This window comes from Microlunatus aurantiacus (genome assembly GCF_039536605.1).
GTDB classification, from domain to species: Bacteria; Actinomycetota; Actinomycetes; order Propionibacteriales; family Propionibacteriaceae; genus Microlunatus; species Microlunatus aurantiacus.
Window position 1 is genome coordinate 245,203 of sequence record NZ_BAAAYX010000004.1, and the last position, 13,141, is coordinate 258,343.

Annotated in this window: 9 protein-coding genes and 1 pseudogene; 6 read left to right on the forward strand and 4 right to left on the reverse strand. The window is 73.1% G+C overall.

Annotation, left to right across the window (positions count from 1 at the left end; genetic code table 11):
- Both xdhB and ABD714_RS08910 read right to left on the reverse strand, forming a co-directional pair.
- Positions 1–2,412 (reverse strand): xanthine dehydrogenase molybdopterin binding subunit, encoded by a 2,412-nt coding sequence (xdhB, locus tag ABD714_RS08905; protein WP_344811964.1) that lies wholly within the window; start codon positions 2,410–2,412, stop codon positions 1–3.
- On the reverse strand, positions 2,409–3,896 hold the full coding sequence (locus ABD714_RS08910; protein ID WP_344811965.1) for a xanthine dehydrogenase small subunit: 1,488 nt from the start codon (positions 3,894–3,896) through the stop codon (positions 2,409–2,411). The genes xdhB and ABD714_RS08910 overlap by 4 nt, the downstream gene beginning before the upstream one ends.
- 279 nt (positions 3,897–4,175) lie before the next feature.
- On the opposite strand from ABD714_RS08910, the gene ABD714_RS08915 reads away from it, so the two are divergent.
- Entirely contained in the window at positions 4,176–4,889 is a 714-nt protein-coding gene (locus ABD714_RS08915; RefSeq protein ID WP_344811966.1) for a VIT1/CCC1 transporter family protein, read from the forward strand.
- Between the two features lie 38 nt (positions 4,890–4,927).
- Positions 4,928–5,242 carry a putative quinol monooxygenase gene (locus ABD714_RS08920; RefSeq protein ID WP_344811967.1) on the forward strand — a complete coding sequence of 105 codons (315 nt, stop codon included), beginning with the start codon at positions 4,928–4,930 and terminating at the stop codon, positions 5,240–5,242.
- Here ABD714_RS08920 and cobM read toward each other — a convergent pair.
- Together cobM and cbiE are read right to left on the reverse strand one after the other, a co-directional pair.
- The gene (gene cobM / locus ABD714_RS08925) at positions 5,232–6,023 is read right to left on the reverse strand and encodes a precorrin-4 C(11)-methyltransferase (RefSeq protein WP_344811968.1); all 792 of its coding nucleotides are present in this window, start codon (positions 6,021–6,023) and stop codon (positions 5,232–5,234) included. The genes ABD714_RS08920 and cobM overlap by 11 nt on opposite strands.
- Positions 6,024–6,144: 121 nt before the next feature.
- Positions 6,145–7,377 carry a precorrin-6y C5,15-methyltransferase (decarboxylating) subunit CbiE gene (gene cbiE, locus ABD714_RS08930; protein ID WP_344811969.1) on the reverse strand — a complete coding sequence of 411 codons (1,233 nt, stop codon included), beginning with the start codon at positions 7,375–7,377 and terminating at the stop codon, positions 6,145–6,147.
- 281 nt (positions 7,378–7,658) lie between these two features.
- Between cbiE and ABD714_RS08935 the strand changes: the two genes are divergently transcribed.
- From ABD714_RS08935 to ABD714_RS08950, 4 genes and pseudogenes are all read left to right on the forward strand, one after another.
- Entirely contained in the window at positions 7,659–9,695 is a 2,037-nt protein-coding gene (locus ABD714_RS08935) for a VWA domain-containing protein (RefSeq protein ID WP_425562374.1), read from the forward strand.
- On the forward strand, positions 9,692–10,303 hold the full coding sequence (gene cobO / locus ABD714_RS08940; RefSeq protein ID WP_344811971.1) for a cob(I)yrinic acid a,c-diamide adenosyltransferase: 612 nt from the start codon (positions 9,692–9,694) through the stop codon (positions 10,301–10,303). The genes ABD714_RS08935 and cobO overlap by 4 nt, the downstream gene beginning before the upstream one ends.
- A complete protein-coding gene (gene cobBC / locus ABD714_RS08945) occupies positions 10,297–12,861 on the forward strand; it encodes a bifunctional hydrogenobyrinic acid a,c-diamide synthase/histidinol phosphate aminotransferase CobBC (RefSeq protein ID WP_425562364.1) in 2,565 nt (854 codons plus the stop codon). The genes cobO and cobBC overlap by 7 nt, the downstream gene beginning before the upstream one ends.
- A 14-nt stretch (positions 12,862–12,875) precedes the next feature.
- A pseudogene (locus tag ABD714_RS08950) lies at positions 12,876–13,139 on the forward strand (NAD(P)-dependent oxidoreductase); the annotation flags it as partial.
- Positions 13,140–13,141 lie beyond the last annotated feature (2 nt).

Sequence of the window (13,141 nt, forward strand, 5' to 3'; positions counted from 1 at the left end):
TCAGGTCCCCGCGGCGCGGTCGGCGACACCGGTGGTGCGGGCGGCGTCGAGGGCCCAGTAGACGGCCTCCGGGGTGGCCGGGCTGGCCAGGTCCACCGACGTGCCGGGCGGACCGAACGAGGCCGCCGCCTGGCGCAGCGCCTCCCGGACGCAGAAGGCGAGCATCAGCGGCGGTTCGCCGACCGCCTTGGACCCGTAGACCACACCGGACTCGGTGGCCTTCTCGTACAGGTGCACGTGGAAGGTCTCGGGCATCTCCGAGAAGCTCGGCAGCTTGTACGTCGACGCGGCCTGGGTGGTGAGCCGACCCCGGTTCGGACCGTCGCCGGTGTCCCAGCGCAGCTGCTCCAGCGTCAGCCAGCCCGCGCCCTGGACGAAGCCGCCCTCGATCTGACCGACGTCGATCAACGGGGAGAGGCTGTCGCCGACGTCGTGCACGATGTCGGCCCGCACCATCCGGTAGGCGCCGGTGAAGCCGTCGACCTCGACCTCGGCCAGCGCGGCCCCGTACGCGAAGTACTTGAACGGCTCGCCCTGCATCCGCTCCGCGTCCCAGTGCAGACCCTCGGTGCGGTAGAAACCGGCCGCCCACAACGAGACCCGCTGGAAGTAGGCGGCGTGCGCCAGCTCGGCGAAGCTGATCTCGCGATCATGGAAGCCGATGCCGGTGACCACCCCGTCGTGGAAGCGGACGTCGGCGGGGTGGATGTTGAGCTTGCGGCCCGCCACCTCGGCCAGCCGGTCGCGGATCTGGTCACAGGCGTTCTTGATCGCGCCGCCGTTGAGGTCGGCGCCCGAGGACGCCGCGGTGGCGGAGGTGTTGGGCACCTTGTCGGTCCGGGTCGGCGCCAGCCGGACAGCCGACAACGGCACCCCGAGGGCGGTGGCCGCCACCTGGATCATCTTCGTGTGCAGGCCCTGACCCATCTCGGTGCCGCCGTGGTTGATCAGCACCGAGCCGTCCTTGTAGACGTGGACGAGGGCGCCGGCCTGGTTGAAGGCGGTCAGGTTGAAGGAGATGCCGAACTTGACCGGGGTGATCGCCAGCCCGCGCTTGGTGTGCGGGTGCTCGGCGTTGAAGACCTCCAGGGCAGCGAGTCGGGCCGGGTAGTCGGCCTTGTCGAGCAGCTGCGACCAGATGTCGGCCAACCGTTCGGGATGGCGGACCGGCTGCCCGTACGGCGTCGACTGCCCGGCTGAGTAGAGGTTGCGACGACGCAGCTCCTCGGCGGGGAGTCCGAGCAGCGGGGCGCAGCGACCCAAGATGTCCTCGATCACGATCATGCCCTGCGGGCCGCCGAAGCCGCGGAACGCCGTCTGCGACGTCTTGTTGGTCTTGGCGATCCGCCCGTGGGCTTCGATGTTCGGGATCCAGTAGGCGTTGTCGATGTGACACAGCGCCCGGGCCAGCACCGGCTCGGACAGGTCGAGACTCCAGCCACCGTCACTGGTCAGGGTGGCCCGCAACCCGGTGATCAACCCGTCGTCGTCGAAGCCGATCTCCCAGCTGGCCTGGAAGGGGTGGCGCTTGCCGGACATGGTCATGTCCTGGGTGCGGTTGAGTCGGAGCCGGACCGGTCGTCCGGTCAGGGTGGCGCCCAGTGCGGCGATCGCGGCGAAGCCGTGCGGCTGCATCTCCTTGCCCCCGAAGCCGCCGCCCATCCGCAGGCACTGGACGGTCACCGCGTGGGAGTCCACCCCCAGCACGTGGGCGACGATCTCCTGGGTCTCCGACGGGTGCTGGGTGGAGCACTGGACGAAGATCTGGCCGTTCTCGTCGACCAGGGCCAACGAGCTGTGCGTCTCCAGGTAGAAGTGCTCCTGGCCGCCGAACTCGAACTCACCGGTGAACCGGTGGCTCGCGGCCGCCAGACCGGCGGCCGCGTCCCCGCGGGAGATGGTGCGCTGGTGACCCTGGAACGACTCCTGTTCGATCGCCTCGGTGAGGGTCATCAGACTGGGCAGCGGCTCGTAGTCGACCTCGATCGCCTCGGCGCCGCGGCGGGCGGCGTCCAGGGTCTCGCCCAGCACCCAGCAGACCGCGTGCCCGTGGAACATCACCTCGGACGGGAACAGCGGCTCGTCGTGCTTGATGCCGGCGTCGTTGACCCCGGGCACGTCCTCGGCGGTCAGCACCCGGACGACACCGTCGACGTCGTACGCCGGCTTGACCCGCAGATCGGTGATCAGGGCACGGGCGTGCGGTGCCTGCACCGGCCACGCGTGCAGCACACCGCTGGTGCGCATGATGAGGTCGTCGGTGTAGAGAGCCGCACCGGTGACGTGCAGGTCGGCCGCCTCGTGCGGGAGCTCGAGGCCGACCTTGGCGCCCGACGGACGATCGGCCAGGGACCCGGTCGCGTGCGGGGTCCGCACCTCCAGCCCTGCCTGCCCGCGATCGAGGGCCGTCATGCCACACCTCCCAGTTGTTGGGCCTCGTTGGTCTCGACGAAGAGCTTGCGCACCGACTGACCGAGCATCGCCGTGCGGAAGGCCGACGAGGCTCGATGATCATCCATCGGCGTGCCCTCGGCGGCCAGCACCGCGGCCGCCGCGTCGGCGGTCTCGCTCGTCCAGGCCCGACCGGTCAGGAACTCCTCAGTGGCGGTGGCGCGCAACGGGGTGGCCGCTGCGCCGCCGATGCCGATCATGACCTGGGCCACGGTGCCGTCGTCGGCGAGGGTCAGCCCGTACGCCACGGCGATGCTGGAGATGTCGTCGAAGCGCCGCTTGGCGATCTTGTGGAACGCGGTCAGCGGCGCCAGCGGGCGCGGCAGGACGACGCTGACGATCAGCTCGTCGGGCCGTCGCAGGGTCTGGCGGTAGCCGGTGAAGTAGTCGGCCAACCGGACCGTCCGCTCCCCCACCGTCGAGCCCAGGACCAGGGAAGCATCCAGGGCGAGCAGCACCGGCAACGAGTCGCCGATCGGTGAGCCGGTGCCCAGGTTCCCGCCCAGCGTGGCGGAGTTGCGGATCAACCGGGACGCGAACTGGGGGAAGAGCGCGGCCAGCAGCGGGACCTCGCCGGCCAGCCGGGTCTCGATCTCCGACAGCGTCAGCGCCGCCCCCAGGGTGATCGCGTCCGCCCCGACGTCGTACGTCCGCAGCTCGTCGAGCCGGTCGATGCCGATGCTCAGCTCCGCCCGGGCGTGCTTGAGGTTGAGGTCGACCCCCCAGTCGGTGGAGCCGGCCACCAGCTTGGCGTCGGGATGGCGGGCGAGCAGATCGAGCGTCTCCGCCAGGCTCGCCGGTCGGACGTAGTCCCCGAACGGGCCGGTGGTGGTCGCCGGCACCGGCGCCGGGGCCGGGTCGGCCGTCCGGGTGTGCAGCGGGTCGGACGGGGCCGGGTCCTCCAGGGCGTACGCCGCGTCACGGATCGGCCGGTAGCCGGTGCAGCGGCACAGGTTGCCGCTGAGGGCGTGCAGGTCGAAGCCGTTCGGACCGTGCTCGTGGTCGGCGGCCGGGGCCTCGCGGGCGTGCTCGGTCTCGGCCCCGGCTGAGCTACCGCCACGACCTCGGCGGTAGAACTCGGCCGCCATCGAGCAGACGAAGCCGGGGGTGCAGTAACCGCACTGCGAGCCGCCCCGGACGGCCATCTCGCGCTGGACCGGGTGCAGCGCAGCCGGGGTGCCCAGCCCCTCGGCGGTGACGACCTCCTGACCGTCCAGCGCCGCAGCCGGCACCAGGCAGGAGTTGATGGCCGTCCAGCTGCTGCTGTCGCCGTCGGCGTCAGGCCGCAGGACCACCACGGCGCAGGCGCCGCACTCCCCCTCGGCACAACCCTCCTTGGTACCGGTCAGCCCGCTGCCTCGCAGCCAGTCGAGCAGGGTGATCTCGCCGCCCACCTCACCGAGGGGCCGGAACTCACCGTTGACGCACACGCGGGACACCGTCATCACGCTCCAATCCACGACACACCTGGCGCCCAGCGGGCGCCGCCCTCCGCCATGGAGGACGGGTGCATGGTTCGAACGGCCTGGTCGTGACCCCGATCGTCGGTTGTCCATGCGAACGACGGTGGAGCGCTGGAGGCAATCTATTCGAGGAATGTTCCGAGCGCTAGACCCCTGTGAAAGATCTTTTCCGCGATGCGGAGAGAAATCGGGCTGGTTTCCCGCGGCTCACGGGGGGCGCAGGCGTGCCAGACTGACCGTCGACGCAGAGCCGGAGGGTGCATGGCGGGATCGGAGACCTCGGGCTGGCGCGAGCTCCGCCGGCGGCTGAAGGGTCCGGTCGTCCAGGGCTGGGTGGTCGAGGCGAACGACGGCATCATCGCCACCGCGGGGCTGCTCGAGGGCTTCGCCGGGGCCGGGGCCGGCGACCAGCTGCTGATCACCGCCGCGCTGGCGGCGACCATCGCCGGCGCGTTGAGCGTCGGCGGCGCGAAGTGGTCGGAGGAGGCCACCGAGCGCGACGCCCAGCTCGCCACCGTCGCGTACGAGCAGCAGCTGCTGGCGTCCCAGCCCGAGGCCGAGCTCGCCGAGCTGGCCGACCACTACGTCGGCCGGGGACTCACCCCCGAGCTCGCCCGGGAGGTCGCCGAGCAGCTGCACGCCGCCGACCCGCTCGCCGCCCAGCTCCAGTCCGAGTACGGCATCGACGAGATCCCGCCGGCGCGAGCGCCGCTGCTCACCGGCCTGGGCGCCGGGATCGCCTTCGCCGTCGGCTCCAGCATCCCGTTGCTGATCACCTTCGTGGCCCCGATCGCCCTGGACGCCATCGCCGTGCTGATCGCGGTGGTGGTGTCACTCACCCTCACCTCGATCATCGTGGCCAGGTCGGCGTACCTGTCGGTGCGCCGGACCATCGTCAGGACCCTGATCGTCGGCCTGAGCACGATGGGGGTCAGCTACCTCGCCGGACTGGCCCTGCTGCCACCGGCGGGCTGACGTGGTCGTCCGCGTGCTCGCGATGGCACACTGACGGCGTGTTCGCTCTCGTCGTCCGCTTCGACCTCCACGATCCCGACGCCGCCACCGCGTTCGACGCGCTGGTGGCGGAGGTCCTCCCGCAGATCACCGCGCTGGAGCCCGGGACCCTGGTCTACGCCACCCACACCGTGGCGGACGAGCCGCTGGCTCGGGTCTTCTACGAGGTCTACACCGACCGGGACGCCCACCGGGCGCACGAGGCGGCACCGCACACCGCCCGGTTCCTGGCCACCAAGGACCGCTACGTCTCGAGCGCCCGGGTGGACTTCCTGGACTCACCCGCCGGCAAGGGCGTGGCGTTCAGCGGATGATCTCGTCACCGAGGTCGGTGACAACTGCGTCCGTTGACCGACGGCGGGCGATCCGGGTGCCGTAGAGGTGGGAGTCGGCGAAGCCCTCGGCGGCCAGGGCGGGTCCGACGATGATCACCGCGGCCTGGCGCAGTCCGGCGGACTCGACCTGCTCGCCGATGTCGGCCAGGGTCCCGCGCAGCACCAGCTGATCGGGCTGACTCGCACGGGAGACCACGGCGACCGGGCAGTCCGGACCGTAGTGGTGAGCCAGTCGCTCGGCCAGCTCGCCGGCCCGACGGATGGCCAGGTGGAGCACGAGGGTGGCCCCGGTCGCCGCCAGCCGGTCCAGGGACTCGGCCCCCGGCATCGCGGTGGAGGCCGCCTGGGTACGGGTCAGGATGACGGTCTGGGCGACCTCCGGAACGGTCAGCTCCCGGCCCAGGATCGCCGCCGCGGCGGCGTAGGCCGGGACCCCGGGGGTGACGTCCCACGGCACGCCGGCCCGGTCCAGCCGGCGGGCCTGCTCGGCCACCGCCGAGTAGAGCGACGGGTCGCCGGAACAGAGCCGAGCCACGTCCCGGCCGGCCGCGTGGGCGGCCACCAGGTGGCCGGTGATCTCGTCCAGGGACAGGCCGGCCGAGTCGATCAGCGTCGCGTCTGCCGGGCAGTGGGCCAGGACCGCAGCGTCCAGGTAGGTGCCGGCGTAGACGCAGACCGGCGACGCCGCGAGCAGTCGCACCGCCCGTACGGTGAGCAGGTCCGCGGCCCCGGGACCGGCCCCGATGAAGTGCACTGTCACAGCCGCACCAGCACCCTCTCCCCCACGCTGACGCACCCTTTCGTGCGCTGACGCACCCGTTGCAGGGGGTGCGTCAGGGAGCGAAAGGGTGCGTCAGCGGGTGTGGTGGGGTGGGCCGGGGTCACGACGGCGGCCCGTCGGTGGTGGCGCGGACGGCGGCCCACTGGACCACGGCCCGGGACGGTTTCCAGCCGGCGAAGGAGCCCAGCGGCTCCAGCCGCTCGACCGCGATCCGGACCAGCTCGCCCCCGAAGGCGCGCCACGCCTCGAGGAGCACCTGCTCGGTCTCCACCGTGACCGCGTGCGCCACCAGGCGGCCACCGGCGGGCAGCAGGTGCCAGCAGCGGCGGAGCAGGTCCAGGTCAGCGCCGCCGCCGACGAAGACCGCTGCCGGTTGCGGCAGCCAGTCGATCGACTCGACCACGTCGGCGGTGATCACCTGGATGCCCGGCACCCCCAACCGGGCCGCGTTCGCCGAGATCCGGGTCGCCCGATCCGGCGTACGGTCCACCGCGATCGCCCGGCAGCGAGGATCCGACCGCGCCCACTCGATGGCGATCGAACCCGCGCCGGCACCGAGGTCCCAGAGCAGCTCGCCCGGCCCGGGGGCGAGCCGGGACAACGCCGAGGCGCGCAGGTCCCGCTTGGTCAGCTGCCCGTCGTGGTCGTACGCGTCGTCGGGCAGTCCGGGGCCGAACCCCAGGAGCGAGGTGCCCGGTGCGGCGGCGCACTCGACCGCGACCAGGTTCAGGGGCGACACGTCGCTCAGTCCCTCGGCAGCCGTCGCCGTCGTCTGCGTCCGGCCCTCGGTGGGCGCCCCGAGGTCGCTCAGCACCGTCAGCGTGCTCGGGCCGTAGCCGGCACCGTCGAGCAGCTCCGCCAGCGCCGCCGGGGTCGAGGAGTCCGACGACAGCACGATCAGCCGCTGACCGGGAGCGAGCTCACGCCGCACCAGGTCGAGCTCACGACCGACCACCGTGACCACGCGTGCGGTCGCGCTGTCCCAGCTCATCCGCGAGCACGCCAGAGCGACCGAGGACACGGCCGGGTGGACCCGCACGGTGTCGGGTCCGAGCAGCTCGATCAAGGTCGTGGCGATCCCGGAGACCAGCGGGTCTCCACTGGCCAGCACCACGGTCCGGCGTTCGCCGCACTCGTCCAGCAGACGCGGCAGCCCCGCCCGCAGCGGACTCGGCCAGGTTCGCCGCTCCGCCGTGCCGGCCTCCGGGGGGACCAGATCGAGGTGCCGGCGGCCACCGATCAGGACCTCGGCGGCGCCGATCAACGTGCGCGCGGTCTCACCCAGCTCGGACCACCCCCCGGCCGGCACCCCGACGACGTCCAGCCCGTTCACGCCAGCGACCCTACGTGACCCCCCGGTCTCCGGCCGGCCGACGAACAGCCGACGTGTGGGAGGATCGGCCACGGCGACAGGTGAGGAATCCAGGGAAGATCTGGAGCGGTCCCGCCACTGTGAAGCCCTCCGTCCCCGGCGGAGCGGTCAGTCAGAACGTCCCTGTCGCCCGCCGCCGGCGCCGGCGGTGACCCCGACGACTGTGGGCGTGGACACCCGCAAGGAGGCCTTCACCGATCGTGCGCACGTTCCCGTTCTCCGCCGTCGTCGGCTCCGACGACATGGCTCTCGCCCTGGTGCTCACCTCCATCTCGCCCGAGGTCGGCGGTGTGCTGGTGCGCGGCGAGAAGGGCACGGCCAAGTCCACGATGGTGCGCGCCCTGGCGGCCGTGCAGCCCGATCAGCAGGTGATCGAGGGCTGCCGCTTCTCCTGCGACCCGGTCGATCCCGACCCGTCCTGCCCCGACGGACCGCACACCGACGTGGTCGCGGTCAGCCGCCCGGCCCGACTGGTCGAGCTGCCGGTCGGCGCCACCGAGGACCGGGTGATCGGCTCGCTGGACCTGCAGCAGGCGCTCGGCTCGGGCCGGGTGAGCTACGAACCGGGACTGCTGGCCGCCGCCCACCGCGGGATCCTGTACGTGGACGAGGTCAACCTGCTGCACGACCACCTGGTCGACCTGCTGCTGGACGCGGCCGCGATGGGGCGCTCGACAGTGGAGCGCGACGGCGTCTCCGTCGCGCACGCAGCCCGGCTCGTCCTGGTCGGCACCATGAACCCGGAGGAGGGCGAGCTGCGGCCCCAGCTGCTCGACCGGTTCGGACTCACCGTCGAGGTCGTCGCCCCGCGCGACCCCGCGCTGCGCTCGGAGGTGGTCCGACGTCGTCTCGCCTACGACGCCGATCCCGCCGCCCTGGTCGCCCGGTTCGCCGATCAGGAGGAGACGCTGCGCTCTCGGCTGGCGGCGGCCCAGGAGCGACTCGGCCGGGTCGACCTCTCCGACTGGGCGCTGACCAAGATCGCCGCCGTGTGTGCCGGCTTCGAGGTGGACGGCATGCGCGCCGACATCGTGACCGCCCGGGCCGCTGTGGCCCACGCGGCCTGGCACAACCGGACCGAGGTCACCCGCGCCGACATCCGGGCCGCCGCCCGACTGGCCCTCCCCCACCGGCGACGCCGGAACCCGTTCGATGCTCCCGGTCTGGACGAGGAGCTGCTGGACCGACTGCTCGGCGACGACGACCTCGAGCCCGAACCCGAGCCACCCACGCCCGAGCCGCCCACGCCGGACGAGGACGACTCCGGCACCGAGACGTCCGACGCCGGTGCGGGTGCCCCACCGGCCGAGGGCGCGCCACCCGAGGAGGGCCGCGACACCGGGGGTGACGAGGCCGACCCCACCGATCCCGGCGACCGCCCGGACCGGGCCGGCGCACCGGCCGGGGACCCCGGCGAGCCGGTGCCGCTCAGCATCGCGACGGCGGACCGCCCTTACCGGGCCCGGCTGCTCACCGTCCGCGGCACCGGCGAGGGCGAAGCCGGTCGACGCAGCCGCGCGCTGACCAGCGTGGGCCGGACCGTGGGCGCCACCCCCACCGCGGGGAGTCGGCTGCACTTCCCGGCCACCGTGCGGGCCGCCGCGCTCGAGCAGCAGCGTCGGGGCCGCCGACCGGGCGACCGGCTGCAGCTGGCCACCGGTGACCTGCGGACCGCGGTGACGGAGGGGCGTGAGTCCAACCTGGTGCTGTTCTGCGTCGACGCCTCCGGGTCGATGGCCGCACGCCGGCGGATGTCGGCGGTGAAGACCGCGGTGCTGTCGTTGTTGCTGGACGCCTACCAGCGCCGCGACAAGGTCGGTCTGGTCACCTTCCGCGGCGCTGGCGCGACCCTGGCCCTGCCGCCCACCTCCTCGGTCGAGGTCGCCGCCCGGCGGCTCGAGGAGGTGCCGAGCGGTGGCCGTACGCCGCTGGCCGAAGGGCTGCTGTGCGCGGCGGAGACCCTGCGCTGGGAGCGGATCCGCGACCCACGGCGCCGTCCCCTGCTCGTCGTGGTCACCGACGGACGCGCGACCTCCGGGCCGGACGCGCTGGCGAGATCACGCCGGACCGCCACGTACCTCAGCGGTCTGGGCGTCGACGCCGTGGTGGTGGACTGCGAGTCCGGTCGGATGAGCCTCGGCCTGGCCCGGGGGCTGGCCGAGGACCTGCAGGCCCAGTACGTGAAGCTGGCCGAGGTCAACGCCGAGGCGCTGGCCGGGGTGGCCACCGCGGGCCGGGACGTGCCCACCCACCCGGGAACCCGCCGGAGCGCGGCGTGAAGGGCGAGGTCCCGGCCGTCCCCGCCGACGGGCTCACCACGCGTCAGCGCCGCAACCGCCCGTTGCTGATCGTGCACACCGGCGACGGCAAGGGGAAGTCGACGGCCGCCTTCGGGCTCGCGCTGCGCGGCTGGAACCAGGGCTGGTCCATCGGCGTGTTCCAGTTCGTCAAGTCGGCCAAGTGGCGGATCGGTGAGCAGACGGCACTGGAGACCCTGGCCGAGGTGCACACCAGCACCGGGGCCGGTGGGCCGGTCGAGTGGCACAAGATGGGTTCCGGTTGGTCCTGGTCCCGCAGGACGGGCTCCGACGATGATCACGCGGCGACCGCCGCCGAGGGGTGGGCCGAGATCAAGCGCCGGCTGGCCGCCGAGACCCACACCCTCTACGTGCTGGACGAGTTCACCTACCCGATCGCCTGGGGGTGGGTCGACGTCGACGACGTGGTCGCCACCCTGGCCGAGCGTCCCGGGCACCAGCACGTGATCATCACCGGCCGCCGGGCCGACCCCAGGATCATCGAGATCGCCGACCTGGTGACCGAGATGACCAAGATCAACCACCCGTTCGACCAGGGCCAGAAAGGTCAACGGGGGATCGAATGGTGACCACAGCTGCCGCTCGGACCACCTACCACCTCCCCCGGCTGGTCGTCGCCGCTCCGGCGTCCGGGCACGGCAAGACGACGGTGGCCACCGGGCTGCTGGCCGCGCTCCGGGCGGACGGCCTGGAGCCGGCCGGCTTCAAGATCGGTCCGGACTTCATCGACCCCGGCTACCACGCACTGGCCACCGGCCGACCCGGCCGCAACCTGGACCCCTTCCTCTGCGGGGAAGAGCAGCTGGTGCCGCTGCTGCAGCACGGCGCCGAGGTGCCGACCCCAGCCGACGTCGCCGTCATCGAGGGTGTGATGGGGCTCTTCGACGGGCGGATGGGCGCCGACGGCTGGGCCTCCACCGCGCACGTGGCCCGGGTGATCAGCGCCCCGGTGGTGCTGGTGCTGGACATCTCCCAGGTGTCGCGCACCGTGGCGGCCTGGGTGCACGGGCTGCACACCTTCGACCCCGACACCCGTATCTCCGGGGTCATCCTCAACAAGGCGGGCTCCGTACGCCACTCCGACGAGGTGATCTCGGCCCTGGAGGCGACCGGCATCCCGGTCCTCGGGGTGCTACCCCGCGACGCGGGCGTCGAGGCGCCGTCGCGGCACCTCGGTCTGGTGCCGGTGGCCGAGCGACCGGAGGCGACCGCCTCGCTGGACCGGCTGGCCGGCCAGATCGCCGCCCACGTCGACCTGACCAAGGTGCTGGCCATCGCCCACACGGCACCGCCGCTGACCGGCGCGGCCTGGGACCCGGCGGACGTGCTCGACCTCCAGCGCGTGAGCGTCCAGCGCGTGAGCGTCCGACGGCCGGTGGTGGCCGTGGCCGGTGGCCGGGCCTTCACCTTCCGCTACGCCGAGACCACCGAGCTGATGTCCGCAGCCGGGCTGGAACCGGTGATCTTCGACCCGGTCACCGACGCCACGCTGCCGGAGGGCACGGCCGGCCTCTACCTGGGCGGCGGGTTCCCGGAGGTGCACGCCCTCGAGCTGGCCGGCAACGCCGCCATGATCGCCTCGGTGCGGCAGGCGATCGCGGCGGGCGTGCCCACCGTGGCCGAGTGCGCCGGGCTGCTCTACCTGTGCCGCACGGTCGACGGGGTGCCGATGGTGGGGGCCGTCGACGCCGACGCGGCGATGTCACCGAAGCTGACGCTGGGCTACCGCACGGCGGTGGCCGCCCAGGACCACCTGCTCGGACCGGCGGGACGCCGGGTGACCGGGCACGAGTTCCACCGCACCCTGGTCACCTCGCGGTCCGACGCCGACGAGGATCCCGGTTGGCTGCTGGAGGGCGTCGCCGACGGCTTCTCCCTCGACCCGGCCGGCACCGGGTCGCCGACGCTGCACGCCTCCTACCTGCACGTGCACTGGGCCGGTCACCCGACCCTGGCGGACCGCTTCGCCGACGCCGTCCACGCGTACGCGACGCGCCGGCCGGCCGAGGTTCCGGAGCACGAGCAACCACTGCTCGCGCGAGCGGCACAGAAGTCGGTGCGGGGCGAGGCCGACCACCAGCACGAGAACCTCCACCACCACGGGGACGCCGACGTCGCCGACGGCCTGGTCGACCTGGCCGTGAACGTCCGCGTGCCGGCACCCCCCGCCTGGCTGACCGACGTCCTCCGGGCGAGTGTCGAGGAGGTGGCGGCCTATCCCGATCCGAGCCGGGCCCGGGAGGCCATCGCGGCCGCGCACCGGGTGGCGACGGAGCGGGTGCTGCCGTCGGCCGGCGGCGCGGAGCTGTTCACCCTGCTGGCTCGGGCGCGACCCTGGCGGGCGCCCGTGGTCGTGCACCCGCAGTTCACCGAACCGGAGGCGGCACTGCGAGCGGCCGGCCACCACCCCCGGCGGGTGATCCTGTCGGCCCGGACTGGATTCCGGCTCGACCCCGCCCAGGTGCCGGCCGACGCGGATCTGGTGATCATCGGCAACCCGACCAACCCGACCGGGGTGCTGCACCCGGCCGACCACCTGCGCCGGCTGATCCGCCCGGGTCGCGTGCTGGTCGTCGACGAGGCGTTCATGGACGCGGTGCCCGGCGAACCGGAGTCCCTGATCACCCCCGACGAGCTGGACGGGGTGCTGGTGCTGCGGTCGTTGACCAAGACCTGGGGTCTGGCCGGCTTGCGGGCCGGCTACGCCGTCGGCGATCCGGCGCTGATCACCGCGCTGGCCGGCCAGCAGCCCCCCTGGTCCGTCTCGACACCCGCCGCCGCCGCCATGATCGCCTGCACGTCCGACCCGGCCCGCGCCCTCGCCGCCACGGCGGCCGACGAGATCGCCCGGCGCCGTGAGCACCTGACAGTGGCTCTGGCCGACCTCGGGCTGCTCGTGGTGCCGGAGACCCGGACGCCCTTCGTGCTGGTCGATTCTCGGGGTTGGCTGCCCGGCGACCTGCCCGCCGGCACCGTCCGCGTACGGCTGCGGGAACGCGGCTTCGTCGTCCGTCGGGGCGAGACGTTCCCCGGCCTGGGGCCCGACTGGATCAGGATCGCGGTCCGTGACGAGTCGACGACGGACACCCTGATCAAGAGCCTCCGAGCGATCCGGGAGGAGGCGTGAGAGCCGACCTCGACGTGGCCGGGCGGCCGGTGGTGGTCTGTGGCGGCTCGGCGGCGTCGCTGGGAGTGATCACCGACCTCCGGGAGGCCGGCGCCCTGGTCACCGTCTACGCCGACAGCGTCCCCACCACTGTGCGCGACCTGTCCGACCGCTCGCTGCTCACCTGGCACCGACGACAGTGGTCCGAGGCCGATCTCCTCGAAGCGGTCCTGGTGGTCCCAGGAGCGGATCGGATCGAGAACGCGCGGATCGCGGCGGCGGCGCGGGCCGCCGGGCGGCT

Coding starts and splice junctions, on each gene's coding strand:
- ABD714_RS08935 (WP_425562374.1), top strand. CDS start 7,659: ATGGCTCTCGCCCTGGTGCTCACCTCCATCTCGCCCGAGGTCGGCGGT.
- xdhB (WP_344811964.1), bottom strand. CDS start 2,412: ATGACGGCCCTCGATCGCGGGCAGGCAGGGCTGGAGGTGCGGACCCCG.
- cobBC (WP_425562364.1), top strand. CDS start 10,297: ATGGTGACCACAGCTGCCGCTCGGACCACCTACCACCTCCCCCGGCTG.
- ABD714_RS08915 (WP_344811966.1), top strand. CDS start 4,176: ATGGCGGGATCGGAGACCTCGGGCTGGCGCGAGCTCCGCCGGCGGCTG.
- ABD714_RS08910 (WP_344811965.1), bottom strand. CDS start 3,896: ATGACGGTGTCCCGCGTGTGCGTCAACGGTGAGTTCCGGCCCCTCGGT.